The sequence below is a fragment of the Streptosporangium roseum DSM 43021 genome (assembly GCF_000024865.1).
GTDB lineage: Bacteria > Actinomycetota > Actinomycetes > Streptosporangiales > Streptosporangiaceae > Streptosporangium > Streptosporangium roseum.
Genome location: NC_013595.1, coordinates 7,328,415 through 7,352,164, shown reverse-complemented (window position 1 = coordinate 7,352,164; position 23,750 = coordinate 7,328,415). Strand labels below are relative to the sequence as shown.

Here is a 23,750-nt window from a genome sequence, read left to right as displayed (position 1 = left end):
GGGGGCGTCAGGTGCGCTTCAGCGTCAGCCAGGCACCGGTGATCGTCACCATGACCGCCACGACCGTGCCGAGCACGCCGTAGGACAGGGCGCCCACGATGACGCCGGCGGCCACCGCGCCGGTCGCGCCGCAGACGTTCATCAGCAGGTCCGACAGGCCCTGTACGGCGGGGCGGTGCTCCAGCGGCACGGCGTCGCTGAGCATCGCCGAGCCGGCGATCAGCCCGCAGGACCAGCCGGCGCCGAGCAGGGCCAGGCCGGCCGACACCTGGGTGACGCCGTGCGGCCCGGCCGTACCGGCGAGGACGGCGGCGGCGAGCAGCAGGCCCATGCCGAGCGTCAGCACCGGGACCCGGCCGATCCGGTCGGCCAGCCAGCCGACCAGCGGGGAGAGGACGTACATGCCCGCGATGTGCAGGCTGAGCACGATCCCGATGACCCAGTTCGGCGAGCCGCCGTGGTCGAGGTGGACCGGGGTCATGGACATGACCGACACCATCGCGGTGTGGCTGACCGCGATCGCGACGAGAGCCCGCACCGCCGCCGGAGCCTGGCGCAGGGCCTGCCAGGCGGTGCGCAGGGTCCCCCGGGCCCGCGCGGCGGGCACGGTCGTGCCGGGAGCGGAGGCGGGGGCGGGGGCGGTCGAGCGGGCCAGCAGCAGCGGGTCGGGACGCAGGCCGATCACGATGACGGCCAGCGCGATCGCGAAGGCCAGCAGGGAGAGCGCGAACGGGCCGGTGTCCGGGGCGAGGCCGAGCCTGCGGCCGAGGTGGTCGGCCGGTTCGGCGAGGTTCGGGCCGGCGACCGAGCCGATCGTGGCGGCCCACACCACCCACGAGAGGTGCCGGGCGGAGTGTCCCGGCGGGGACAGGTCGGTCGCGGAGTAGCGGGAGGCCAGGCTGCCCGCGCTCGCGCCGCCGAACAGCACCAGCCCGGCCAGCATCAGCGGCCACGAGCGGACGGTGATGGCGACCACCGTGATCAGGCAGCCGAGCAGGGCGCAGCCGTAGGCCAGGGCCAGCCCGGCCCGCCGCCCGCTCCTGCCCGAGGCTCTGGCGGTGGGCAGGGCCAGCAGCGCGGCCCCGAGCACGGAGGCGGTCCCGGCCAGCCCGCTGATCGACACGGAGCCGGAGAGCTGGGCGACCACCAGCGAGCTGAAGGCGAAGCCCACCGCGACCCCGACCCCGCTGGTGATCTGCGCGACGGACAGGACGGCGAGCGTCCGCCGCTGGACGGTGGCGATTTGCCCCCCAATCTGGGGGGAAATGTCGACATTTGTGGGGATTTTGGTCACGAGTGAAGTCTGTCATCACTCATGACGTGACCCGCAGGGGCGGGTGGCTCACGCCGCGGCCCGCGGAGGCGGGCCCCGGCACCCCGGCCGGGACGACGCTCAGTCGGCCGGGGCGAAGGTGTCGAAGAAGGTCCGCAGCAGCGGGGCGTTCTTCTCCCACTCCAGGTCCTGCATCGCGAACGTGATCTGGTAGGCGGTCTCGCCGTCGAGCGCGACATAGCGGGTCAGCCCGTGCATGGGCACGACGCTGTCGGGCTGGACATAGGTGTATTCCCAGTCGGCCGCCTTCCACGCGCCGTACCGCACGGGCGTGACCCCGACCTCGATGTATTCGTCCAGGCCCTGCTTGCTCGCCCGCCTCAGCGCGGTCACCGGATCGGCGACCGGCACCTTGGTGACCGCGATGCTCCGCCCGCTGTCCTTCGGGCCGGAGAAGGTGGCCGAGCCGTCCTCCCCCGCCTTCACCGTCCAGCCCTTGGCCACCGCGCCGGAGACGCCGCCCCCGCTCAGCGTCCTGAACCCCTCCGGGACCTCGCCGCCCGCCCGCAACGGCGACACCGGGTCGGCCGGCGCGGAGACCGCCGGAGACGGGCCCGGAGCCGCCGTGCCGGAGGAGGCGTCCCCGGGGAGCAGGATGAGCAGCGCGGCGGCCAGCACGGCCGCCGCCCCCACCCCGCCGGCCACCAGCAGGCGCGCTGTCGGACGGCCGTCGCGCATCCAGCCGCCCTGGCCGCCCGTCCGGCGGCGCGAGCTCCTGCGGCCCTCGATCCGGCTGGGCACCGTGACGGGCTGGGAGGACTGCGCGCCGTCGCGGGTGCCCTGGCCGGCGGGGAGGGGCCACAGCCCCGCTCCGGAGGCCGGAGCGGCCGTGCCGCGCGGCGGGGTGCCCGTGAGCTCGCCGGGCGGATCGGACGGGAGAGGGCGCCCGAGGTCGGCCGCGGGGCTGCGCAGCGCCTCGTAGCCACGCTGGTGCCCGCCGGGCGGGGCGGCCGGCGGATCGGCGGCGCCGACGGGTGAGTGCCCCGGCACGGACAGCAGGTCCGCGCGGTGGCCGCCCGGCGTGCCGCGGGGCGCCGCGTGGCCGCCCGGCACCTCGTACGGCACCCGCACCGGGCCGGAGGGGGTCTCGATGATCCGCGAGGGCATCGGCCCGGAAGGCGGGTCCGGCGGCGGCAGGAGATGCATCGGCATCGAGTCGCCCGGGACCGGCATCGGCGAGGGGACGGGAGCGACGGGCACGCGGTTGGGAGGCGTGGAGCCATGGCTGCGCAGCACCCGGTCCAGCAGGTCCGACACCTGGGCGGCGGTCATCCGGTCGGCCGGGTTCTTGCGGAGCAGGCCCTCGATGACGGCGACCAGCGCCCCGGCCCGCTGCGGGCGGGTGGGCTCCTGGGTGAGGATCGCACCCAGCACCGCCACCGCGTCGGGGCCCTCGTACGGCGGGCGGCCCTCCACCGCCGCGTACAGCGTGGCCCCGAAGGACCACAGGTCGGCGGCGTGCGTGACCGGCTGGCCGGACAGCCGCTCCGGCGGGATGTAGGCCGGGGAGCCCATCAGCAGGCCGGTCTGGGTGATCGTGACGTCACCCTCTATCGCGGCGATGCCGAAGTCGGTGAGCACCACCCGGTCGGAGGTGAGCAGCACGTTGCCGGGCTTGACGTCGCGGTGCAGGATTCCGGCGGCGTGGGCGTGGCGGAGCGCGTCGAGCACCCGGACGCCGATCTCGGCGGCCTGGGCCACGGGCAGCGGCCCGCTCTGCCGTACGGCCTGCTCCAGGGACCAGGCGCGGACCAGCTCCATCACGATCCAGGGGCGGCCGTCCTCCTCGACGACGTCGTGGACGGTGACGATCCCCGGGTGGCTGAGCCGCGCGGCCGAACGGGCCTCGCGCAGCATGCGCCGGTGGGCCATCTGCTTGCCCGCGTGGTCCAGCCCGTAGGGGAGGATCAGCTCCTTGACCGCGACGTCCCGGTCGAGCAGGACGTCGTGGGCGTGCCACACCATGCCCATGCCGCCGCGGCCGACCGGTGAGACCAGGCGGTAGCGCCTGCCGACGAGTTTGCCCTGTGCCGCCGGCGCGGACCCGCCCTCGCCCTCGGGGCCGGTCGGGGCCTTGCCGAGCAAGCGATCGGTCATCGTACCCTGTCCCCCCAGAGCCAACCCTATTCGTAAGGTTGGCCACGATATCGGGATCACAATCGGTAATGGAAGTTGACATACGAGAAAGCGCATCGCGGCATTTGTTGGCCGGTGCCGCTGTTCGCGTGTTTGACCTGCTGTCCGGGGTCGCCGCCGGGGGGCGTGAAGCGCCGGCGCGTGCACCGTGGACCGATCATGACTTTCCGGCTCACGGCTCCCCGGGAAATGATTACTTACCCGATTCCCCACCGGGTTCCGCGGCCTCGGCCAGGGCGGCCAGGGCGGCGGTGAAGGCCGAGGCGGGCGGGCTCACCAGACCCGCGCCCACCTGTCCGGTGCCCGCGACCCGGCCCGCGATACCGGTGTTCACGGTGGGCAGCAGACCCGTCCTGGCGACCAGCGCGACGTCGACGCCGACCGGCGTGCCCCGGAAGTCGAGCCCGGGAATCTGGTAGGCGGGATGCTCGGCGAGGGTGATCTCGTACATGGACCGGGTGGCCGCCATCGCGTCCGACACGTCGCCGCCGATGAACCTGACGATGGCCGGGGCCGCGGCCATCGCGAAGCCGCCCAGGCCCGCCGTCTCGGTGATCGTGGAGTCGCCGATGTCGGGGTTGGCGTCGGCCGGGCCGTACGCGCCGAGGTAGAGGCCGTCCGGCACGCCCGCGGGGCCGGTGAACCAGCGCCCGCCCAGCCCGGAGACCTGGACGCCGAAGTCCGTGCCGTTGCGGGCCATCGCGACGACCATGGTGGAGCCGGGGATGTCGCGGGCCGCGTCGGTGCTCACCTTGCACGCCGCCATGCCCGCGTTGAGGAAGAAGTGGTCGTTGCCGTTGACGAAGCGGAGCACCTCGGCCGCGTGGCCGGGAGCGGCGTCCACGATCCCCGGGGCCAGCTCCCGGGCCAGCAGCGAGGTGGCGGCGCGGTTGCGGTTGTGCAGCTCGTCGCCCATCTGCAGGGCCTGCGCGACCAGCGCCCTGAGGTCCAGCGGCCCGGTCCGCTCCAGGGTGGCCCGCAGCACGGGACCGAGCACCTCGCCCATCCACCCCAGCCGCTCCAGCACCTCGGGGCCGTAGGCGCCGTACCGGAGCACCTTGCCCAGGCCCTCGTTGAGCGAGCAGTAGGCGGTGCCGCCGTGCTCGGCGTCACGCACCTCGAACATCCACATCGACGGGCTGACCACACCCGCCATCGGCCCCACCGTCCGGTGGTGGTGGCAGGGCTCCAGCCGGGCCCTGCCGGCCGCGAGCCGGCTGCCGGCCTCCTCGGCGTCGGCGGCCAGTCCCTCCAGCAGCATCGCCCCGATGAGCGCGCCCCGCATCGGGCCCGACGCGCGCTCCCAGTCGATCGGCGGCCCGGCGTGCAGGAAGGTGCCCCTGGGCAGGTCAAGCACCTCGTGCGCGGGCCGTACCCCGACGAGCTGGGGCCGCGCGGACACCAGACGGCCCACGGCCGTCTCGTTGGCCCGGGTCCTGCGCGGATCGGCCAGCACCCGCGCCAGGTCGCCGGCGGTGCCGGGCATCGGCGGGCGCCAGTCCACCCCCACCCTGGGCACCGCCTGCGCGTCCAGCGCCTCGCCGAGCAGCTCGGCCCCGACCGTGATCACCTGAGGCTCTCCGGAGAGCATGGGAAGCGTCAAGGAGTCCTCCTGAGCGGGGAACGGCGGCTGCGGGCCGGGCGGTCACCGGTGCCGGGGGGCGGCAGGCGGGTCATCGGGCGCTCGCGAGCAGGCCGGCCGCGTGCCGGGCGGCCTGGGCGTTGGAGGTGAACACCGCGGCTCCCGCCGTCCGCACCGCCTCCGCCTGGGCGTCCAGCCCCTGAGGATCGCCCTCGGAGCCGACCAGGGCGACGACCACCGGCACGCCCCTGGCGACGGCGGCGGCGATCCCGGGCGCGAGCCGTGCCGAGGGGCCGGGGTCGGCGCCGTGGCCGAGGACCACGTCGAGCAGGACGACGTCGCCGGGCGGGACCTCGGCCAGGGCCTCCAGGCGGAGCGCGGGATCGATCATCGGGTGGGCCCGGCCGCGTGTGTAGGCGTCGTCGCCGAAGTCGGTGAAGTCCCCGGTCCCGGCGATCAGCCGGGCCTCGGCGCACAGCGTCCCTCCCGAGTAGACGCCCCGCAGCGTCCCGGCGCGCGTGCTCTCCCCGGAGCCACCCGCCCGGCCGGCACCGGTACGGCCGGCGCCCGCCCCGCCCGTGTCCTGCCCGCCGTCCCGTGGCCGGTCCCCGGGCGAGGGCGGGACGGGAGCGGGCCATGACCGCCACGCGGGCACCGCCACTCCGAGCGCGCGCAGGGCGCTCCCGGCGGCGGCGGTCAGGTCGTCCTGGCCGGGGCCGAGCAGCGCGGTCACCACCGGGGTCCCGAGTTTGGCGACGGCCTCCCGCACGGTGCGCGCCACCTCGGGGGCGGGAGGCTTGGAGACCAGGACGATCAGCTCGGTCGCCGGATCGGCGTCGAGTGCCTCAAGGGCGCGGAGCGTGGACAGCCCGCCCACCTCCTCCGACAAGTCCCTGCCGCCCACGCCCAGCACGTGGCTGACCCCCACGCCCGCCTGGTCCAGCAGGCAGCTCACCTGCTGGGCGCCGGTCCCCGAGGCGGCCACCAGCCCGACGGGCCCCGGCCGGAGCACGTTGGCGAACCCCAGGCCGGCCCCGGCGATCACGGCGGTGCCGCAGTCGGGTCCCATGACCAGCACGCCCCGCTCACCGGCACGCCTTTTGAGCAGGACCTCCTGCTCGACCGGCACGTTGTCACTGAAGATCATCACGGACAGGCCGGCCTCGATCGCGTCCATCGCCTCGGCGAACGCGTGCTCGCCCGGCACCGAGACCAGGGCCAGCGTGGCGGCCCGGCCGCGGGCGGCGGTGCGGACGGTGCGCGGCGGATGCTCGGCGGCCGTCCCGCCGCCCGTCCGGCCCGCCAGGCCGGCCAGGAGCCGGTCCAGCTCGGCGGAGGCCGCCTCCAGCGCGGCCGGGTCGTCGCTCCGCACGGCGATCAGCAGGTCGGCGGGGCCTGTCTCGGGGAGGTCGAAACCCAGCTCGGCGGCGATGCCGCGGTTGAGCTCCGTGGCCATCGCCACCACCGCGACCTCCACCCCGGGCAGCCCGGTGACCGCCTGGCTGACCCGCATCAGGCTCACCGAGTCGTGGTAGACCCCCGTGCGCACGCGGACCAGATCAGTGCTCACCGGCCCTGCCCCCCAGGCTGACGACGGCGGCCAGGCCGATGCGCAACCCCCAGGCCAGGTCCGCCCCCGAGGTGTGGCCGAGCTGGAGGAGCCGGTGCAGCGCCGGCTCCAGCTCCTGCCGCCCGGCCAGGCCGCGCAGTACGGCGAGCACCTCGCCGCCGGCCTCGCCCCGGGCCGCGCAGTGCAGCAGCGCCGCCGAGATGGGAGTGGTCCTGCCGCGGGCGTCGAAGGTGACCGCGGCGGCCAGCCAGTCGGCCAGCCAGACGGCCCGCCCGACCCCGGCCGCCGCACCCAGGTGGCGCAGCGCCACCAGCACCCCGGCGAGCATGTCGTCACCGCTGGGGGTGAGCCCCGGCCCCAGCCCGACGAGCTGCTCGGCGGCCGTGACGACGCGCAGCAGCGAGGCCTCGGCGCACCCCTCGGCCAGCAGGCTGGCGGCGCCGTTGCCCTCCAGTCCCGGACGTCTGGCCGACCGGTCGCACAGCGCGGCCATCCTGGGCAGCGAGGCCGACAGCCGTACCGGATCCACCGGGCCGAGCGGCGGAGCCGGGTTCCACCAGCGGTGCGCCCGCAGGCCGAGCCGGCCGACCTCGATCGATCCGTCGCCGACGTACGCCTCGTCGCCCACCGTGACCTGCGGCAGTGGGCCGGTGACCACCATCGCGTTGGGCAGCCGGACGGCCGAACCCGTCACCACCGCGATCACCTGTGGTTCGAGCTCGGTGCGGACCTCCAGGTAGATCCCGTAGGGGAAGGCCGCCAGCACCCGCGCGGGGCGGCGGGGCGACTCCAGCAGCCGCCGCAGGGCCGTGCTGGCCGCGCCGGTCGCCTCCGTCCGCGCGTGGGCCCGCTGTGCTCTCGGGCGCGTTCCAACGGTCATGAGACCCCCCTCGGCGGGCTCGCGCCGGTGCCGTGCCCGCCGGCTCGCTCACTGCGCTCGATCACGGATTCCCCCTGTCCATTGAGCCGACGGTAGAACGGTCCCGGAGCCCCTCCGTACGGAGAAAGATGCCAACAGTCAGCCGAAAGGTTGGTTCTTCCTGACAGACGGTTCCATCAGTCACAATCGCTGCATGGAACCTCCCGTGCGCCTGGCAAGCACCGGCACGATCATTCACGGCGTCGCCGTCGGGGAGGTGCTCGGAGTCTCGACGTTGGCCGGAGCCCGCCTGATCGCGGGGGAGCGGGGCCTGGGCCGGATCGTGCAGCGGCTCAACGTGATGGAGGTTCCGGACGTCCTCGCCTGGGTGAAGCCCCACGAACTGCTGCTCACCACCGGCTACCCGCTGCGCAACACCCCCCAGTCGCTCGACCGGCTCGTGGCCGACCTGGACGAGCGCGGCCTGGCCGCGCTGGCCATCAAGCTCGGCCGCTACCTGGACCGGCTGCCCGAGGAGATGGTGGAGCAGGCCGACCGGCTGGGCTTCCCGCTGATCCAGCTCCCCGACGACGTCGGCTTCGACGACATCCTCAACCAGGTGCTCACCGACATCCTCAACCGGCAGGCCGCCGTGCTGGCCAGGGCCGAGGAGGCGCACCGGGCGCTGGTCCAGGTCGTGCTCGCCGGGGGCGGCCTGCGCGAGGTGACGGCCGAGGTGGCCGGGCTGCTCGACGTGGCCGTGGCCGTGCTGGACGGGGCCGGCCAGGTGCTGGCCGCCGCCGGGCCCGCCGAACACCTGGCGGCGCTGCGCGGCACCCCCGAGGGCCGCCACACCTCGGTCCCCGTCGTCGCGGGCGGCCACCACCACGGCCGGATCGTCGCCTGCGGCCCCGTCGGGTCGGTGAGCGACAGCGACGTCGGAATCTTGGAACGTGCCGCCACCGTCGCCGCGCTCGTGGTGACCCGGCAGGAGGCGGTCAACGCGGTCGAGAGCAAATACCGCGCCGACTTCCTGCGCGACGTGCTCACCGGCCGGGCCGGCGGCTCCGAGCGGGTCGCCTCGCGGGCCAAGGCCTTCGGCTGGGACCTGGAACGCCCGGTCACCGTGCTGGTGGCCGAGCTCGACCCGGAGGGCGACGAGCGCGTCGCCCAGGACCGCCTGGTCACCTGCTGGACCGCCGCGATGCGCCGCCACGACCCGCGCGGCGCGGTCGCCGGCTTCTCCCACGAGGTCGTCACCATCGTGGACGCGGCCGTCGACGCCGGCCGCCTGGCCAAGGACGCCGCGGCGGCCTTCGCCGAATGCCTGCCCGCCACCTTCTCCACCGGCGCCAGCCGTACCGCCGCCGGGGCCGAGGCCCTGCCCGAGGCGTACGGCCAGGCCCTGAAGGCGGCCAGGGTCGGCCGCCAGCTCCACGGCCCCGCGGCGGTCGCCCACTTCGACCAGCTCGGCGTCTACCGCCTGCTCTCGCTGGTCAACGACACCGACGAGCTGCACGCCTTCGTCCGCGAGACCCTCGGCCCGCTCGCCGCCGACGCCGACGCCGAGAACGCCGACCTCCGCCGGACCCTGCAGGTGCTGCTGGACACCAACCTCAACGTCGCCGAGACGGCCCGCCGGCTCCACTTCCACTACAACACGCTGCGCTACCGCATCGGCAAGCTGGAACGGATGCTCGGCAACTTCACCGAGGACGCCCACCTCCGCCTGAACCTCACCCTCGCGCTGCACGTCCTGCGGATGCGCGGCATCTGAGGGGACGGCCTCTAAACTCTGGAGCGTGAACGAGACCTTTGAGCTGGAGACCGACTACATCCCGCTGTGCGACCTGCTGAAGTACTGCGCCGTCACCGACACCGGCGGCCAGGCCAAGCACTTCATCGCCGAGGGGAACGTCATGGTGGACGGCGAGGTCGAGCTCCGCAAGACCTGCAAGATCCGCGCCGGCCAGGTCGTCACCGGCGACGGCTTCGAGATCCGCGTCGTCGGCGCCGGAGGCTGATCCCGCCCGGCCCCCGGGTCCCCGCCGCCCAGGCGGGTCCCCGCGGAGTCCACGCCGGGTCCCGCCGCTCCCTCCCGCCGTCCCCGCGGCCCGCCGTTCTCCGGCCGGCGGGCACGGAATCCATAGCGGTTGTTTAGATCTTCAGCAGGTGGGACACGTGCTCCGGGTGGTACTCACCTGATCAGTGATGACGCTGTGCGCGAGGCGACCACTGGTCAGCAGATCAGTTTTGGCAGATCATGACGGTGTAAGGGCGCGACCGCGGGCCTAATGTGCCCGCAACGACAGCATGGGGATTCGCCGGAGGGATGCCTGCGGGGCGGCCACCGACCGACGGCCCGGTGAGAGGTGGGGCTTGATGGTTGCAGGTTGGACCAAACACGGTGACGGCAAGACCCTCGCGCCCGGAGAGGTCGTCAGGCCGGACGAGAGACTGTCCTGGCCGCGCATGATCGGGTTCGGGGCGCAGCACGTCATCGCGATGTTCGGCGCGACGTTCGTCTTCCCGCTGGTCATGGGTCTGAGCCCCAACATCGCCATCATGTTCTCCGGCGTCGCGACGATCATGTTCCTGCTCATCGTGAAGGGCAAGATCCCCAGCTATCTCGGGACGAGCGCCTCGTTCGTGGGCGGGGTGCTGGCCATCCGGGCCTCCTTCGGCGGTGACACGCCCGCCGCCGACGCGATCGTCACCGGCGCGATCCTCGTCGTCGGACTGGTGCTCGCGCTCGTGGGCGTGGCGATCCACTACCTCGGCGTGCGCATCATCAACCGGATCTTCCCGCCCGTCGTCACCGGCGCGGTCGTCATGCTGATCGGGTTCGGCCTGGCCTACGTGGTCGCCGACGTCTACTGGCCGCAGGACCAGTGGATCGCCCTGACCACGATGATCGTCACCTTCCTGATCATCGTGGTCTTCAAGGGGTTCATCGGCCGCATCGGCATCCTGCTCGGCCTGGTCATCGGCTTCGCCCTCTCCTGGGGGGCCGACAGGCTCTTCGGGAACATCACCGCCTACAACGCCGCGACCGGCGTGGTCGACACGCACCCGCGGGTGAGCTTCGCCGACGTGGCGAAGGCCGACTGGATCGGCTGGCCCGACACCTTCCTGCCCGACATCAGGTTCTCCGCCGTGCTGCTGGTGCTCCCGGCCGTGATCGCGCTGATCGCGGAGAACATCGGCCACGTCAAGGCGGTCGGCGAGATGACCGGCACCGACGTCGACCCCTACATGGGCCGGGCGATCGCGGGCGACGGCGTCGCCACCGTGGTGGCCAGCACCTTCGGCGGCTCCCCGACCACCACCTACGCCGAGAACATCGGGGTCATGGCCGCGACGCGGGTCTACTCCACGGCCGCTTACTACATCGCCGCCGTCATCGCGATCCTGTTCGGCCTCTGCCCCAAGTTCGGCGCACTGGTCGCGGCGACCCCCGGCGGCGTGCTCGGCGGCATCACAGTGATCCTCTACGGCATGATCGGCCTGCTCGGCGCCAAGATCTGGATCGAGAACCAGGTCGACTTCTCCAACCCGGTCAACATGGTCCCGGTCGGCGCGGGCGTCATTCTCGCCATCGGTCCGGTCAAGCAGATGATCGGCTCGAACTTCATCCTTGAGGGCATAGCCCTGGGCACCATCGTGGTGGTGGGCGGCTACCACCTGCTGAGGGCGATAGCCCCCGGGATGGGGGACGAGCCCGGCCGGACCGGTACGGAACTCGGCGGCCCCGGGCAGATCCCCGATGGCGGGACCGGGCAGCGGGGAGAGGCGTCCGGGTGAAACCGCCCCCCTTCGACTACCACGCCCCCCGGTCCGTCGAGGAGGCGCTGGAGGCCCTCGCCGACGCCGGGGAGCACGGCAAGGTGCTCGCGGGCGGCCAGAGCCTGATCCCGATGCTCAACATGCGGCTGGTCGCTCCCGGCCACCTCGTCGACATCAACCGGCTCACCGAGCTGGCCACCCTCGGCGTGGAGCCCGGAGGCATCCGGGTCGGCGCGCTGGCCAGGCACGCCCAGGTGGAGCGTTCCGAGGAGGTCGCTGCCGCCCAGCCGCTGCTCCGCCAGGCGCTCCGGCTGGTCGCCCATCCGGTGATCCGCAACCGGGGCACGGTGGTCGGCAGCCTGGTGCACGCCGACCCGGCCGCCGAGCTGCCCGCCGTGCTCGCCCTCCTCGGAGGCTCGGTACGGCTGGCCCGGCCCGGAGCCGTCCGGGACGTCCCCGCCGCCGCCTTCTTCACCGGTCCCCTGGAGTCCGCCGCCGGACCGGGCGAGCTGGCCGTCTCCGCCTTGTTCCCCCTGCTCCCTCCGCGTTCGGGTACCGCCTTCCGCGAGGTGGCCAGGCGGCACGGCGACTACGCCCTCGCCGGGATCGCGGCGCTGGTCGGTTTGGACGACGACCTGCGGATCACCGCCGCCAGGGTGGCGTGCGTGAGCGTGGGACCCGTCCCGGTCCTCGTCGACGTCACCGAGGCCTGCGGCCACCGCCCGCCGGCCTCGGCCGACTGGGCTTCGGCGGCGCGGGCCGTACAGGACCGGATCGGCCCGGAGGCCGACATCCACGCGACCGCCGACTACCGGCGCCATCTCACCGGCGTCCTGGCCCAGCAGGCCCTGCGGGACGCGGCACGGGAGGCGCTCGATGCGTGAGCGGAGCCGGGCCGGCGCCGGGGCGGCCGGTCGGGGGCGGCGGGACGGGGCCGTGGACACGGAGGCGGCGGAGGAGGAGCGGTGAGCCGACGATGAACATCGCGATCACACTGACGGTGAACGGGGTGGTCCGGCAGGTCGAGGTGCCGGGGCGGCGGTTGCTGTCGGACTGCCTGCGGCACGATCTCGGCCTGACCGGCACGCACGTCGGATGCGAGCACGGGGTGTGCGGATGCTGCACGGTGCTGCTGGACGGGGAGCCGGTCCGGTCCTGCCTGACGTTCGCGGTCACCGTGGACGGGCATGACATCACCACGGTGGAGGGGCTCGCCACCCCCGGCGGCGCGATGTCGCCGGTGCAGCGGGCCTTCGCCGAATGCCACGGCCTGCAGTGCGGTTTCTGCACCCCGGGCTTCCTGTGCACGGTCACCGCCCTGCTGCGGGACAACCCGGCGCCGACCGAGGAGGAGGTGCTGGAGGGCATCTCCGGCAACCTGTGCCGGTGCACGGGCTACCAGAACATCGTCAAGTCCGTCCACCGCGCGGCCGAGATCATGGCGGAGGAGTCGTGAGCGAGCGGAGCGAGCGGGCCAATGGGCACAGCAGCGTTCGCGAATGCGGACTCCGAGCCCCGGGCGAGGAGGTCGTATGAGCGAGCGAAGCGAGCGAGCCAATGGGCACGGCAGCGTTCGCGAATGCGGACTCCGAGCCCCGGGCGAGGAGGTCGTATGAGCGAGCGAAGCGAGCGAGGTGTCCGGCCGGACCACGGGGTGGGGGCGGCATGACGACGAAGCTGTTCGGGGAGCCGGTGCGGCGCCGGGAGGATCCCCGGCTGCTCACCGGGCAGGGGCGCTACCTGGACGACCTCGGCGAGGACGCGCTGGCCGCGGCGTTCGTCCGGTCCCCGCACGCGCACGCCCGCATCCGCGACATCGACGTCTCCGCCGCGATCGACGTGGACGGGCTGGTGGCGATCTACACCTGGGAGGACCTGCCCTCCCTGCTCGCCCAGCCGCTGCCGCTGCTCATCCCGCATCCGGCGCTGACCCACGGCCGTACGGCATACCCGCTCGCCCGCGACCTGGTCAGGCACGTCGGCGAGCCGGTCGTGATGGTCGTCGCCCGCGACCGCTACCTCGCCGAGGACGCCTGCGCGCTCATCCGGGTGGACTACGAGATCCTCAAGCCGGTGGTCGGGGTGGAGGAGGCGGCGCAGTCCGCGCAGCTCGTCCACGACGACGTGCCGGGCAACGTCGGCGCGCGCCTGGTGCAGGAGGTGCCCTCGGCCGCCGGGCTCGGCGCGCGGGAGGCGATCGAGGCCGCGCCGCACACGCTGGCCTTCCGGCTCGACATCGAGCGCAGCGCGTCCATGCCGCTGGAGGGGCGGGGGGTGTACGCCCGCTGGGACGCCGACGACCGCTCCCTGCGCGTGTACACGAGCACCCAGACCTCCACCAGCGTCCGCATGGCGATCGCCGCCAAGCTCGGACTGCCGCTGCCCAAGGTCGAGGTGATCGCGCCCGACGTGGGCGGCGGCTTCGGGGTCAAGATCGTGCATCCGTGGCCGGAGGAGGTCCTGGTCCCGTGGGCGGCCATCCTGCTGGGCCGCGAGGTCAAGTGGGCCGAGGACCGGCGCGAGCATTTCATCTCCTCGGCGCACGAGCGGGCCCAGGTGCAGTCCGTCCGGGTCGGCTTCGACGACGACGGCCGGGTGCTCGGACTGGAGGTGAACATCCTGCACGACCACGGCGCCTACACGCCGTACGGGATCATCGTGCCGATCATCACCTCCACCCAGCTCCTCGGCCCCTACAAGATCGGCGCCTACCGGGTCGAGTTCTCCTCGATCTACACCAACACCGTGCAGGTCACGCCGTACCGGGGGGCGGGACGGCCGCAGGCCGTCTTCTGCATGGAGCGGACGATGGACCACATCGCCGCCCACCTGGGGGCCGACCGTACGGCGGTGCGCGAGGTCAACTTCATCCGGCCCGACGAGTTCCCCTACGACCAGGGCCTGATCTTCCAGGACGGCCGCCCGCTGATCTACGACAGCGGCGACTATCCGGAGTCGCTGCGGATGCTCAAGGAGCTCATCGGCTGGGATTCCTTCCCCGAGGCGAAGGCGCGGGCGGCGGCCGAGGGGCGCAGGATCGGGATCGGGATCGGCTGCTACGTCGAGGGCACCGGTGTCGGGCCGTACGAGGGCGGCCACGTCCAGATCACCTCGGACGGCCGGGTGCACGTCTCCACCGGGCTCACCTCCCAGGGGCAGGGGCACGAGACCGTGTTCGCCCAGATCGCCGCGGCCGAGCTGGGCGTCCCGATGGAACGGGTCTCGGTGGTGACCGGCGACACCCGCAGGTTCGGCTACGCGGTCGGCACGTTCGCCTCGCGGGCGGCGGTGATGAGCGGCAACGCGATCGCGCTGGCGTGCCGGAAGGTCAGGGAGAAGGCGCTGAGGATCGCCGCCGACGCGCTGGAGGCCGCGCCCGGTGACCTGGAGATCGTCGACGGCGAGGTGCGGGTGCTGGGCGCGCCCGGCGCCTCGATCCCGCTGGCGACCGTCGCGGTGCTGTCCAACCCCCTGCGCTACGCCTTCGACGAGGAGGCGGCGCGGGCGACCCAGTTCGCCGGGGCGTCGTCCTTCGACAGGCCGCCGGTGGAGGAGGGGCAGGAGCCGGGGCTCGAGGGGCGCGACTACTACTCGCCGCTCCGCTCGACCTTCGCCTCCGGCATGCACGCCGCGATCGTCGAGACCGACCCGCTGACGGCCGAGATCCGCATCCTGCGCTACGCCGTCGTCCACGACTGCGGCAACCTGATCAACCCGATGATCGTCGAGGGGCAGATCCACGGCGGCGTCGCCCAGGGCGTCGGCGGCGCGCTGTACGAGCGGATGGTCTACGACGAGCACGGCCAGCTGCTGAACGCCTCGTTCATGGACTTCCTGATGCCCTACGCGACGGAGATCCCGCTCGTGGAGACCGCGCACCTGCAGACGCCGTCCCCGCTCAACCCGCTGGGCATCAAGGGCGCGGGGGAGGCGGGAGTCATCCCGGTGTCGGCGGTGATCGCCTCGGCGATCGAGGACGCCGAGGGCATCGGGATCGACAAGATGCCGATCTCCCCATCGGACCTGTTCGACCTGCGCCGCGCGGCCACCGGACGATCCACGTCCGAAACCTGACCTTTTGCCCTGTCCGCCCCCGCCGGATCGCGGATGAACAGCCTGCCCACTATTGACGAACCAGGGGCGGATGCCGTACCGATCCCTTACGGTGACAGATCGTGAACAGCGAGTCATGCGCGTACATTGATGAGTCCATGCGGGTCGGCGCCGGACTCTAGTGCCGGCCGCCGCGGTCGTTCCCAACCACCAGGCCGGTACGTACAGGGCGGTTCTTCGCGCATCGTGCGCGGTGAGACAGGCGACGGCGGAGCGGGCCTCGGGGTCAGGCGATCTTGTAGCGGGTGTCGTCGACGGTGGCGACGACCTCGAGCTGCCCGCCGAGCGCTCGGACATAGGCGATCAGCGTGCTCAGTGTCGCCGAGGTCGGCTCTCCCCGTTCGATCGCGGAAACCCTTTCCTGTCGCACGTGCATGCGCTCGGCGACATCCACCTGGCGCAGGCCGAGCTGCTTGCGCATGGCGGCAAGCCTGACAGCGGCGACCGTCTCGGCGGCGCCCCGGTCGATGGCGGCGAGATCCTCTTCGTCGAAGACCTCATGCCTGACGTCGTCCCATCGGTGGAATGTGGTCATCGATCATGCTCCTTCGGTGATGCTTCCAGCCACGCCACCCATTCGGCGAACCGCTCCTCCGCCAGCGGTATCGCCTTGTCGTACCAGGCTTCCCAGTGGCCGGCTTTGTCTCCGGCGACCAGCAGCACGGCGCTGCGTCGAGGATCGAAGGCGAACAGGATCCTGATCTCGCTCCGCCCCGAAGAGCCCGGCCGTAGCTCCTTCATATTCCGTACGGCGGAGCCTGTGATCCTGTCGACCAACGGCCGTCCCGGATCGGGGCCTATCTCCACGAGGGTCTGGATCGCCTGGCCGATCAACCGGGAAGTCGCTCGATCGCCTGCTCTCATCGCGTGCAGCCACTCTCGTACTTCTCCCGTCATCGCCAGGTTCCATGCCACCGGAGTCTCCTTCATAGTATTTCTGCATACTACGAAGAGCAAGATTGTCGCGTAGGGTGTTCATGTAAATTCTCTACGTGCCCGTCCGGGCGGTCTTGGCGGCGATGCCGAGCTCAGGCCTCGTCCGATCCAGGGGCTCAGGCGCCGACCTCCTGGGGGGCGGGCAGGTCGCGCATCGTGCGCAGCGGGGACAGCAGTAGCGGCACCACGGCCAGCAGTCCCAGCGCGACGCTGATCCACAGCGTGGTGCGGGCGCCGAAGAGCTCGCCCAGCACTCCTCCGGCCAGGCCGCCGAGAGGGAGCGTGCCCCACACGACGAAGCGCATGGTGGCGTTCATCCGGCCGAGCATGTGCTCGGGGGTGACGCTCTGGCGGAAGCTGACCTGGCTGACGTTGTAGAGCACCACGCCGACCCCGTGCATGAACATGCCGATCGCGAACAGCGACGTTCCCCAGCCGGGCCCGGAGAGCGGCACCAGGAGCATGAACGGCCCGGTGGCGAGGATGGACAGCCAGATGATCCTGGCCGTGCCGGCCCGGCGGACGACCGTCCCCACGATCGCCGCGCCGGTGAGCCCGCCGAGGGCCGCGGCGGAGAACAGCAGGCCGATGGCGCCGGGGGAGAGGCCCAGCACCCGGGTCAGGAAGATCATCTCAACGGCCGCCAGCATCCCGCCCGTGAAGTTGGCGGTGGCGGTGGAGGCGGCGATCATCCGCAGGATCCGGTGCGTGGCCACGAACCGGAGCCCCTCGCCGATCTCCTTCAGCAGCCCCCGCCGCTCAGCCGGGTCCGGGGTCTGCTCGGCGGCGTCGATCCGCCACAGGAACAGCGCCGAGCCGAGGAAGCTGACGGCGTCGGCGAGCACCGCGACCGGCGCGGTGAGCACCTGGATCAGCCCGCCGCCGGCACCCGGCCCGGCCACGCCCGCCGCCGACCGCACGATCTCCAGCTTGGCGTTGCCGTCCACGAGCTGGTCCCTGCCCACCAGGCTCGGAAGGTAGCTCTGGTAGGCGATGTCGAAGAAGACCGTGGCCAGGCCCATGCCGAGCGCCACGCCGTACAGGTGGGGGAGGGTCAGGGCGCCGAGCCACCACGTGATCGGCACCGACGCCAGCAGCGCGGCGCGGACCAGATCCGCGGTGATCAGGATCCGCCGCCTGCGCATCCGGTCCACCCAGACCCCGGCGGGCAGTCCCACCAGCAGGAACGCCACGGTCTCCGCGGCGACCAGCAGGCCGGTCTCGAACTCGCTCGCCCCGAGTGCGAGCACCGCGACCAGGGGAAGGGCGAGCATGCTGATCTGCGTGCCGACCTGGCTGATCGTGTCGGCGCCGAACAGGAGCATGAAGTTCCGGTGCCGGAACAGGCTGGGAGGGGTCATGAAGGAATGCTTCAGAGTCGCGCGGGGGAAATCAACCCGGTTCCCCCTTTCCCCCGCGCCGGACGTGGGCGGCCGTCGAGTGCTCCGCCTGTGGATGCGTCAGGACACCTCGGCGACCAGGCGCTTGCGGAACACCCAGTAGGACCAGGCCTGGTAGCCGAGCACGAACGGCAGCGCGATCAGGCCGATCCAGGTCAGCATGCCCAGCGTGTAGGGGCCGGAGGCGGCCTCGGCGACGGTCAGGCCGGGCAGGGGGGCGGGCCAGAGGGCGCCGAACAGGGCGATCGAGCCCAGCGCGATGGAGGAGGCGGTGGCGGCGAACGCCCAGCCGTCCCGGCCGCGCCAGGTCAGTGCGATCCCGGCGGCCAGAGCGGCCATCGCGGTCAGCGCGCACGCCCACAGCCACGGAGCCGCCGTCCAGTCGGCGACGGCCGTCCCGGCGGCCGGGATGTTGGACAGCGCCACCACCGCGGCGGGCAGCGCCACCGCGGAGGTGACCATCGCGGTACGGCGGGCACGGGCGCGCACCGGCCCGGACGTCTTGAGGGTGACGAAGACCGCGCCGTGCAGGACGCACAGCGACAGGGAGAACACCCCGCCGACCAGCGCGGCGATCGCGCTGTCGTGCAGCAGGTCGGCGAAGACGGCGCCCCACAGGAAGGCCGGGAGCGCGCTGCCGACCAGGATGCCCAGGTCGCACCAGGCGCGGTCGGAGGAGTGGTGGACCTTGCCCCGCCACTCCAGGCCGATGCCGCGCACGATCAGCCCGACGAGGACCAGCGTGACCGGCAGGTAGAACTCGCTGAGCAGCCCGGCGTACCAGGCGGGGAACGCGGCGAACATCGCGCCGACCGCGGTGATCAGCCAGACCTCGTTGCCGTCCCAGACCGGGCCGATCGTGCCGAGGACCTGCTTGCGCTCGGCCTCGTTCCTGGACAGCGCCGGGGCCAGCAGGCCCACGCCGAAGTCGAAGCCCTCCAGGACGAAGTATCCGGTCCAGAGGAACGCGATGACCGCGAACCAGAAGGTGGTGAGTTCCATTGTTCCGCCTTCAGTACATCAGGGTCGGCTGGAGCCGGGCGGCCGAGTCCTCGTCGTCGCGGGAGGGCGGCGTGAGGGGGCCGGGGGCGGCGGGCTCGGGGCCCGTCTTGACGTGGCGGACGATCAGCACGGCCTCGGCCAGCGCGAGCACGCCGTACAGGGCGGTGAAGATCGCCAGGGAGATGGCCACCTCGGTGAGGCTGACACCGGGCGACACGCTCGCGGCCGTGAGCAGCTCGCCCTGGACGGTCCACGGCTGGCGGCCGATCTCGCTGAGCAGCCAGCCCGAGATCATCGCGATGGTCGGCAGCGGCAGCGCCAGCACGCAGGCCCGGGCGAGCCACGTGGGCAGCTCGCGGGGCGGGCGGGGGTCGCGGCGGCGCTTGCGGGTCAGCCAGAGGCCGAGGACCGACAGGGCCACCGTGGCCATGCCGAAGGTGATCATCACGCGGAAGGACCAGAAGACCACGGGCAGGTTGGGGCGGTAGTCGCCGGGGCCGAACTCCTTCTCGAACCGGGCCTGCAGGTCCTCGGTGCCGTGGACGACCGCGGACGGGTCGTTGGTGGCCAGGAAGCTGAGCAGCATGGGCACCTCCACCCCCGGCACGGGGGAGAAGGGCGCGCCGGCGGTGTCGTGCCTGAGCCCCTCCGCGGCGGCCAGCTTCATCGGCTGCTGCTCGTACAGCAGTTTGGCGGACATGTCGCCGCTGCCCGCGACCACGACTCCGGCGATCGCCGTCATGACCAGCGCGGCCCGCATCGGGGTCCGCCACATGTCCGTCGCGCCGCGCCGCATCGGCGTGGTCCGGTCGGGGTCGGCACGCCGTTCCCGCAGGACGTGGTAGCCGCAGACCGCCAGGACGAACCCGCCCGCGACGACGAAGGCCGCTCCCACCACGTGGGGCACCTGGGCGAGCGCGCTGGAGTTGGTGAGCACCGCCCACAGGTCCGTCATGCGCGCCTTGCCGTCGACCACCTCGTAGCCGACGGGATGCTTCATCCAGGCGTTGGCGGCGAGGATGAAGTACGCCGACAGGTTGGAGCCGATGACCGCCGCCCAGATCGTGGCGAGGTGGACACGCTTGGGCAGCTTGTCCCAGCCGAAGATCCACAGGCCCAGGAACGTCGACTCCAGGAAGAATGCGAGCAGCGCCTCCAGGGCCAGCGGGGCGCCGAAGACGTCTCCGACGAAGATCGAGTAGTCGCTCCAGTTCATGCCGAACTGGAACTCCTGCACGATGCCGGTGACCACGCCCATCGCGAAGTTGATCAGGAAGAGCTTCCCGAAGAATTTGGTGAGTCTGAGGTACTGCTCCTTGCCCGTGCGATGCCATGCGGTCTGCAGGCCGGCCACGAAGACGCCGAGGCCGATCGTCAGGGGTACGAACAGAAAGTGGTAAACGGTGGTGACCCCGAACTGCCACCGCGCCAGGTCCAGTGCGTCCATCTTCCCCTCGCGGGTCTGGAGCTCTACAAGTTGTAGTGCTACTAAAAGTAGTACTACAAGCTGTAGAGCAACGGGAGGGAAAGGCGCCGCGAGCTGTTGCGATCTTTGTCACATGGTCCGGCGCGAGACCGCACTTCTCCGCCCGACCGAGATCGTTCCCTCCGGCTCGCGGCGCCGGTTCTCCCCCTGCGTCGCCGGGGACGATCCCCGGGCGCCCCGGCCCCGGAGGGCGTGCGCCCCCGTCCGCCGGGTGCGCTCCCGGGGCCGTCGGGCCCCGCGAGCGCATGACGTTCATGGTGGCGGCGGCGCCACCCGCCGGTCATCAGCCGCTGGGGTGATTCCGGGGTAAGCCGGGCGGTGGACCCGCTTCAGCCGGCCAGTGCCGCGAGCCTGCCGGCCAGACCGGAGAGGGCGCCGGAGGCGAGGGCGTAGCAGATGGTGTTCCCTTCGCGGCGGGCCGTCACCAGACCCGCCTCCCTGAGCACCTTGAGGTGCGCGGAGATCGTCGGCTGGCTGACGGTGAAGACCGCGGTGAAGTCGCACGCGCAGATCTCGCCCTCGGCGGCGAGGTGGCGGAGGATGCCCAGCCGGACCGGGTGGGCGAGTGCCTTGAAGGCGTCGACGTCGCTGGACGTCTGAGGGCCGGACATCTGGACAGTGTAGAGGCTTTCGACTATATAGAAACTTAACTATATAGAGAGAAGACGATATGGAAGTTCTGGACGGAGCTCTGGAGCGGTTCGCCGGCACCGGTCCCGAGTTCGGCGGCGGCCTGTCCAGCCACGGGCCGATGGCGGCGGAGGCCCTGGTCGGCCTCGGCCGCGCCGACGCCGTCGAACGCTGGGTGGACGGCTACCTCCCCCGGCTGGGACCGGAGCCGGAGCGGACGGCGCCCATCGGCGACTGGCGGGAGGCGCTCGGCGACTTCCGGAGGGTGACCGACTGGAGCGACTACTTCGCCCACCGGTTCGAGGAGGCGCCCTGGCCCGACGTGGTCTCCGAGTGGTGGCCGAGGCTGGTCCCGGGACTGGCCGCCGGGGCCACCCACGGGATCATCCGCGCCGCGCACGCCGTACGGGCCGTCGCGGACCGGCCGGGCCCCGTGCGGCTGGCGGAGCTCGCGCACGCGCTGGGCTACTGGGCCGCGCGCTACGCGGAGCTGCCCGGCACGCCCCGCACCGGAGGGAACGCCTCTCTGGACGACGCGATCCGTGCTCTGCCGCTGATGCGGGAGATCCCGCCGGGCGGGCTGATCACCGAGCAGCTGGCCGGGCTCGGCGCCGTACGGTCCTTTCCCGAGGCGGTCGGCGCGCTCCGGCCGCCCGGCGACGTCGACGCCGGTCTCGGCGAGCTCACCCGGACCTTCTCCGGGCTGTTCCTGACCCACGGCCGCCGGATGCCGATCGTGTTCCTGCACGCGGTGACCGCGCCGGCCGCCGTCAGGTCCGTGCTCCCGCTGCTTCCCGGAGCACTCCACCGGCCCACCTACGACGCGCTCTGGCAGGTGGCCGCCGGGATCTACAGCGCCTTCGGCACCCGCACCACCCCCGAGCCGTTGCCGTACGGCGATCCGCCCGGCCCCGAGGAGGTGGCGGCGCGGGCGGTGGACAACGGCGACGAGCATGCGATCAAGCTCGCCGAAGCCTGCCTCCGAGAACACGCCCGCACCCCCGACCCCGTCTACCTCCACGCCGCCGCGCGGGCCGCCGAACTCCTCTGAGCGGTTCCCGGGGTCACCGGTCAGGTCGTCAGCTCCCGTGCAAGCCCGGCTACGGGGGACTGCAAGCACCGCTACGGGAGGCTGCAAGCACCTCCCCGTACCAATGACCCAAGCCCAGGGGGGATCCGGCAGGGAGCCGGTCCGGGGGTTGAGGAGAGATCACGATGAAGCGACTGACCACTGCTCTGCTGGCCACGGCCGTCACCGCCGGCGCGCTCGCGTTCGCGCTGCCGGCCACCGCGAACGCCGCGACGCAGGCCACCACGGCGGTCACGGCCGGCTCTTCGGGCTACGACTACGACGAGTACTGGGGCCCCTACCGCTCCTCCAACCACCGGGCCAAGGCCACCGGCTGGATCGGCGTCGAGTGGGACCGGCACCAGAGGTCCAACGAGGTGCACGTCAGGGGCAAGCTCTACGACCTCGACCACCGCACCTATCGCCAGGGCGGCAAGTGCGGCTACGTGAAGTTCCAGGTGAACCACTTCGGTGACGACGGCTGGTCCGGCGGCAAGGCCTACAAGTACTGCGGGGCGGGCGGCGCCAAGCAGTTCCACTTCGCCGAGGAGGACGTGCGGAGCGTCCGCGTCAAGGTGTGCCAGATCGAGCTGCGCGGCTCCTACCCGACCCGGTGCGGCGGCTGGGAGTACCTCTACACCGCCGAGAGCGAGTAACCGGACAGCACGTGTTCCCGGACGGCCCGTCTCCCCCGGGGGAGACGGGCCGTCCGAGCTTCCGTCCGAGCTTCCGTCCGAGCTTCCGTCCGAGCTTCCGTCCGAGCTTCCGCACGGGCTACCGGGTCGCGGCCTTCAGGTAGGCGTCCAGATTGCCGATCTCGAAACCCCGGCGCTTGATCTTGTTGACCAGGATCCGGAAGTCGCGCGACAGGTCCGGGCGGAAGTGCAGCAGCAGCACGTCACCCGGGCGGAGCTTCTTGTCGGGCACCTGATAGGCGATCTTCCCGCCGGGCTGCACGGTCGCGGTCCAGAGCAGGAGGGCGTCGATGCCGCAGGACTTGGCGGCCTTGCGGGTCAGGGTGTTGTGGTTGCCGAACGGTGGGCGGAACAGGGTGGGCGAGCTGCCCGTGTGCCTGCGGATCAGCTTGGAGGTGCCGCAGATCTCGGCCCTCTGCCGCTCGTAGCCGAGCGCCGGCAGGTTCGGATGGGTCAGCGTGTGGTTCTCGATCGTCGCCCCCGCCTCGCGCAGGTCACGCATGTAACCCCACTTGCCCGCGCCCAGGAACCTGCCGCCCTGGGCGGTCGGGTCGGTCGCGCCCCTGGCCTCCACGGCGTCGCGGGTGACGAAGGCCGCGATGGAGATCCGCCGGTCCCTGACCTGCGCGAGGAAGCCCGGATCCTGCTCCCAGCCGTCGTCGATGGTCAGGAAGACCACTTTTCTCTTCGTGGGGATGGAGCTGATCACCGGTGGCAGCCCGTCGGAGGGCGGGGGGATCCGGCCCACCTCGCCCGGCCGGGGCAGCACCCCCGGGGGCCCGGAGGGCCTGACCGGTGAGGCACTGGCACCCGGGGAGGGGGTACGGCCGGCGCCGGCCTGCGGGCCGCTGCCGTCGGTCGTGCCGCCGGCGCATCCCGCGCTCGCCGCCAGGGCCATGAACGCGGCCGCCGATCTGGTCGCCCATGATTTCCCCGCTGCCATGGGCCACCATCCTGCCAGCAGCCGGAGCTCCAACTGACCCGTGAGCCGGTCGTCATGGTAGGGCCAGCACTACCATCAGCCGGGGTGGGCGCGGGGGTTCGTAATTACGGTGGTCACGAAATCCTGGGACAGTCGCTTCGTCAGCCTCTTCACGCTGATCTAGTGCGCCAATGACTGATTGATCACATTCAGCGTTCCGGCCCCAGAGGA

The 23,750-nt window shown here is 72.4% G+C and carries 20 protein-coding genes; 8 read left to right on the top strand and 12 right to left on the bottom strand.

Annotated features, from left to right (window positions below):
• Positions 1–7 precede the first annotated feature (7 nt).
• The 5 genes from SROS_RS32255 to SROS_RS32235 form a co-directional block, all read right to left on the bottom strand.
• Positions 8–1,294 carry an MFS transporter gene (locus SROS_RS32255; RefSeq protein WP_012893118.1) on the bottom strand — a complete coding sequence of 429 codons (1,287 nt, stop codon included), beginning with the start codon at positions 1,292–1,294 and terminating at the stop codon, positions 8–10.
• Positions 1,295–1,393: 99 nt separating this feature from the next.
• Positions 1,394–3,430 (bottom strand): serine/threonine-protein kinase, encoded by a 2,037-nt coding sequence (locus SROS_RS48845; RefSeq protein WP_012893117.1) that lies wholly within the window; start codon positions 3,428–3,430, stop codon positions 1,394–1,396.
• A 232-nt stretch (positions 3,431–3,662) separates the two neighbouring features.
• Positions 3,663–5,072 carry a YlbE family protein gene (locus tag SROS_RS32245; protein WP_012893116.1) on the bottom strand — a complete coding sequence of 470 codons (1,410 nt, stop codon included), beginning with the start codon at positions 5,070–5,072 and terminating at the stop codon, positions 3,663–3,665.
• Positions 5,073–5,142: 70 nt separating this feature from the next.
• The gene (locus SROS_RS32240) at positions 5,143–6,621 is read right to left on the bottom strand and encodes an AllF/FdrA family protein (RefSeq protein WP_012893115.1); all 1,479 of its coding nucleotides are present in this window, start codon (positions 6,619–6,621) and stop codon (positions 5,143–5,145) included.
• Positions 6,611–7,501 (bottom strand): oxamate carbamoyltransferase subunit AllH family protein, encoded by an 891-nt coding sequence (locus tag SROS_RS32235; protein WP_012893114.1) that lies wholly within the window; start codon positions 7,499–7,501, stop codon positions 6,611–6,613. Before SROS_RS32235 ends, SROS_RS32240 begins: the two co-directional genes overlap by 11 nt.
• Positions 7,502–7,694: 193 nt before the next feature.
• Between SROS_RS32235 and SROS_RS32230 the strand changes: the two genes are divergently transcribed.
• The 6 genes from SROS_RS32230 to cutA all read left to right on the top strand — a co-directional run bounded on the left by SROS_RS32230 (position 7,695) and on the right by cutA (position 15,340).
• Complete coding sequence (locus SROS_RS32230; RefSeq protein ID WP_012893113.1) at positions 7,695–9,257, top strand: PucR family transcriptional regulator; 1,563 nt, start codon at positions 7,695–7,697, stop codon at positions 9,255–9,257.
• Between the two features lie 25 nt (positions 9,258–9,282).
• The gene (locus SROS_RS32225; protein WP_012893112.1) at positions 9,283–9,504 is read left to right on the top strand and encodes an RNA-binding S4 domain-containing protein; all 222 of its coding nucleotides are present in this window, start codon (positions 9,283–9,285) and stop codon (positions 9,502–9,504) included.
• Between the two features lie 358 nt (positions 9,505–9,862).
• On the top strand, positions 9,863–11,284 hold the full coding sequence (locus SROS_RS32220) for a uracil-xanthine permease family protein (protein ID WP_012893111.1): 1,422 nt from the start codon (positions 9,863–9,865) through the stop codon (positions 11,282–11,284).
• Entirely contained in the window at positions 11,281–12,150 is an 870-nt protein-coding gene (locus SROS_RS32215; protein ID WP_012893110.1) for an FAD binding domain-containing protein, read from the top strand. The genes SROS_RS32220 and SROS_RS32215 overlap by 4 nt, the downstream gene beginning before the upstream one ends.
• Before the next feature lie 92 nt (positions 12,151–12,242).
• Positions 12,243–12,722 (top strand): (2Fe-2S)-binding protein, encoded by a 480-nt coding sequence (locus SROS_RS32210; RefSeq protein WP_012893109.1) that lies wholly within the window; start codon positions 12,243–12,245, stop codon positions 12,720–12,722.
• 209 nt (positions 12,723–12,931) lie between these two features.
• Positions 12,932–15,340: an aerobic carbon-monoxide dehydrogenase large subunit gene (cutA, locus tag SROS_RS32205; protein WP_012893108.1), complete on the top strand. Its 2,409-nt coding sequence runs from the start codon at positions 12,932–12,934 to the stop codon at positions 15,338–15,340.
• Positions 15,341–15,605: 265 nt separating this feature from the next.
• Here the strand turns inward: cutA and SROS_RS32200 are convergent, their stop codons facing one another.
• From SROS_RS32200 to SROS_RS32175, 6 genes are all read right to left on the bottom strand, one after another.
• Positions 15,606–15,914, bottom strand: coding sequence for a helix-turn-helix domain-containing protein (locus tag SROS_RS32200; RefSeq protein WP_012893107.1), 309 nt, complete (start codon positions 15,912–15,914; stop codon positions 15,606–15,608).
• A complete protein-coding gene (locus SROS_RS32195) occupies positions 15,911–16,294 on the bottom strand; it encodes a type II toxin-antitoxin system RelE/ParE family toxin (protein WP_012893106.1) in 384 nt (127 codons plus the stop codon). The genes SROS_RS32200 and SROS_RS32195 overlap by 4 nt, the downstream gene beginning before the upstream one ends.
• Positions 16,295–16,431: 137 nt before the next feature.
• Complete coding sequence (locus SROS_RS32190; RefSeq protein ID WP_012893105.1) at positions 16,432–17,676, bottom strand: MFS transporter; 1,245 nt, start codon at positions 17,674–17,676, stop codon at positions 16,432–16,434.
• A 99-nt stretch (positions 17,677–17,775) separates the two neighbouring features.
• Positions 17,776–18,717, bottom strand: a complete 942-nt coding sequence (gene cydB, locus SROS_RS32185; protein ID WP_012893104.1) for a cytochrome d ubiquinol oxidase subunit II — start codon at positions 18,715–18,717, stop codon at positions 17,776–17,778.
• Positions 18,718–18,727: 10 nt separating this feature from the next.
• Positions 18,728–20,164 (bottom strand): cytochrome ubiquinol oxidase subunit I, encoded by a 1,437-nt coding sequence (locus SROS_RS32180; protein WP_012893103.1) that lies wholly within the window; start codon positions 20,162–20,164, stop codon positions 18,728–18,730.
• A 368-nt stretch (positions 20,165–20,532) separates the two neighbouring features.
• Positions 20,533–20,814, bottom strand: a complete 282-nt coding sequence (locus SROS_RS32175) for an ArsR/SmtB family transcription factor (protein ID WP_012893102.1) — start codon at positions 20,812–20,814, stop codon at positions 20,533–20,535.
• Positions 20,815–20,873: 59 nt separating this feature from the next.
• Between SROS_RS32175 and SROS_RS32170 the strand changes: the two genes are divergently transcribed.
• Positions 20,874–21,884, top strand: coding sequence for a questin oxidase family protein (locus SROS_RS32170; RefSeq protein WP_012893101.1), 1,011 nt, complete (start codon positions 20,874–20,876; stop codon positions 21,882–21,884).
• A gap of 164 nt (positions 21,885–22,048) precedes the next feature.
• Positions 22,049–22,558 carry a hypothetical protein gene (locus tag SROS_RS32165; RefSeq protein WP_012893100.1) on the top strand — a complete coding sequence of 170 codons (510 nt, stop codon included), beginning with the start codon at positions 22,049–22,051 and terminating at the stop codon, positions 22,556–22,558.
• Between the two features lie 118 nt (positions 22,559–22,676).
• On the opposite strand, the gene SROS_RS32160 is transcribed toward SROS_RS32165, so the two are convergent.
• Positions 22,677–23,540 (bottom strand): polysaccharide deacetylase family protein, encoded by an 864-nt coding sequence (locus SROS_RS32160; RefSeq protein ID WP_012893099.1) that lies wholly within the window; start codon positions 23,538–23,540, stop codon positions 22,677–22,679.
• Positions 23,541–23,750: the final 210 nt, after the last annotated feature.

Bases quoted from the DNA above. Each gene is read 5' to 3' on its own strand.
- SROS_RS32165 (WP_012893100.1), top strand. From the start codon at position 22,049: ATGAAGCGACTGACCACTGCTCTGCTGGCCACGGCCGTCACCGCCGGC.
- SROS_RS32200 (WP_012893107.1), bottom strand. From the start codon at position 15,914: ATGACCACATTCCACCGATGGGACGACGTCAGGCATGAGGTCTTCGAC.
- SROS_RS32175 (WP_012893102.1), bottom strand. From the start codon at position 20,814: ATGTCCGGCCCTCAGACGTCCAGCGACGTCGACGCCTTCAAGGCACTC.
- SROS_RS32235 (WP_012893114.1), bottom strand. From the start codon at position 7,501: ATGACCGTTGGAACGCGCCCGAGAGCACAGCGGGCCCACGCGCGGACG.
- SROS_RS32230 (WP_012893113.1), top strand. From the start codon at position 7,695: ATGGAACCTCCCGTGCGCCTGGCAAGCACCGGCACGATCATTCACGGC.
- SROS_RS32170 (WP_012893101.1), top strand. From the start codon at position 20,874: ATGGAAGTTCTGGACGGAGCTCTGGAGCGGTTCGCCGGCACCGGTCCC.
- cydB (WP_012893104.1), bottom strand. From the start codon at position 18,717: ATGGAACTCACCACCTTCTGGTTCGCGGTCATCGCGTTCCTCTGGACC.
- SROS_RS32180 (WP_012893103.1), bottom strand. From the start codon at position 20,164: ATGGACGCACTGGACCTGGCGCGGTGGCAGTTCGGGGTCACCACCGTT.
- SROS_RS32210 (WP_012893109.1), top strand. From the start codon at position 12,243: ATGAACATCGCGATCACACTGACGGTGAACGGGGTGGTCCGGCAGGTC.
- SROS_RS32220 (WP_012893111.1), top strand. From the start codon at position 9,863: ATGGTTGCAGGTTGGACCAAACACGGTGACGGCAAGACCCTCGCGCCC.
- SROS_RS32190 (WP_012893105.1), bottom strand. From the start codon at position 17,676: ATGACCCCTCCCAGCCTGTTCCGGCACCGGAACTTCATGCTCCTGTTC.
- SROS_RS48845 (WP_012893117.1), bottom strand. From the start codon at position 3,430: ATGACCGATCGCTTGCTCGGCAAGGCCCCGACCGGCCCCGAGGGCGAG.
- cutA (WP_012893108.1), top strand. From the start codon at position 12,932: ATGACGACGAAGCTGTTCGGGGAGCCGGTGCGGCGCCGGGAGGATCCC.
- SROS_RS32160 (WP_012893099.1), bottom strand. From the start codon at position 23,540: ATGGCAGCGGGGAAATCATGGGCGACCAGATCGGCGGCCGCGTTCATG.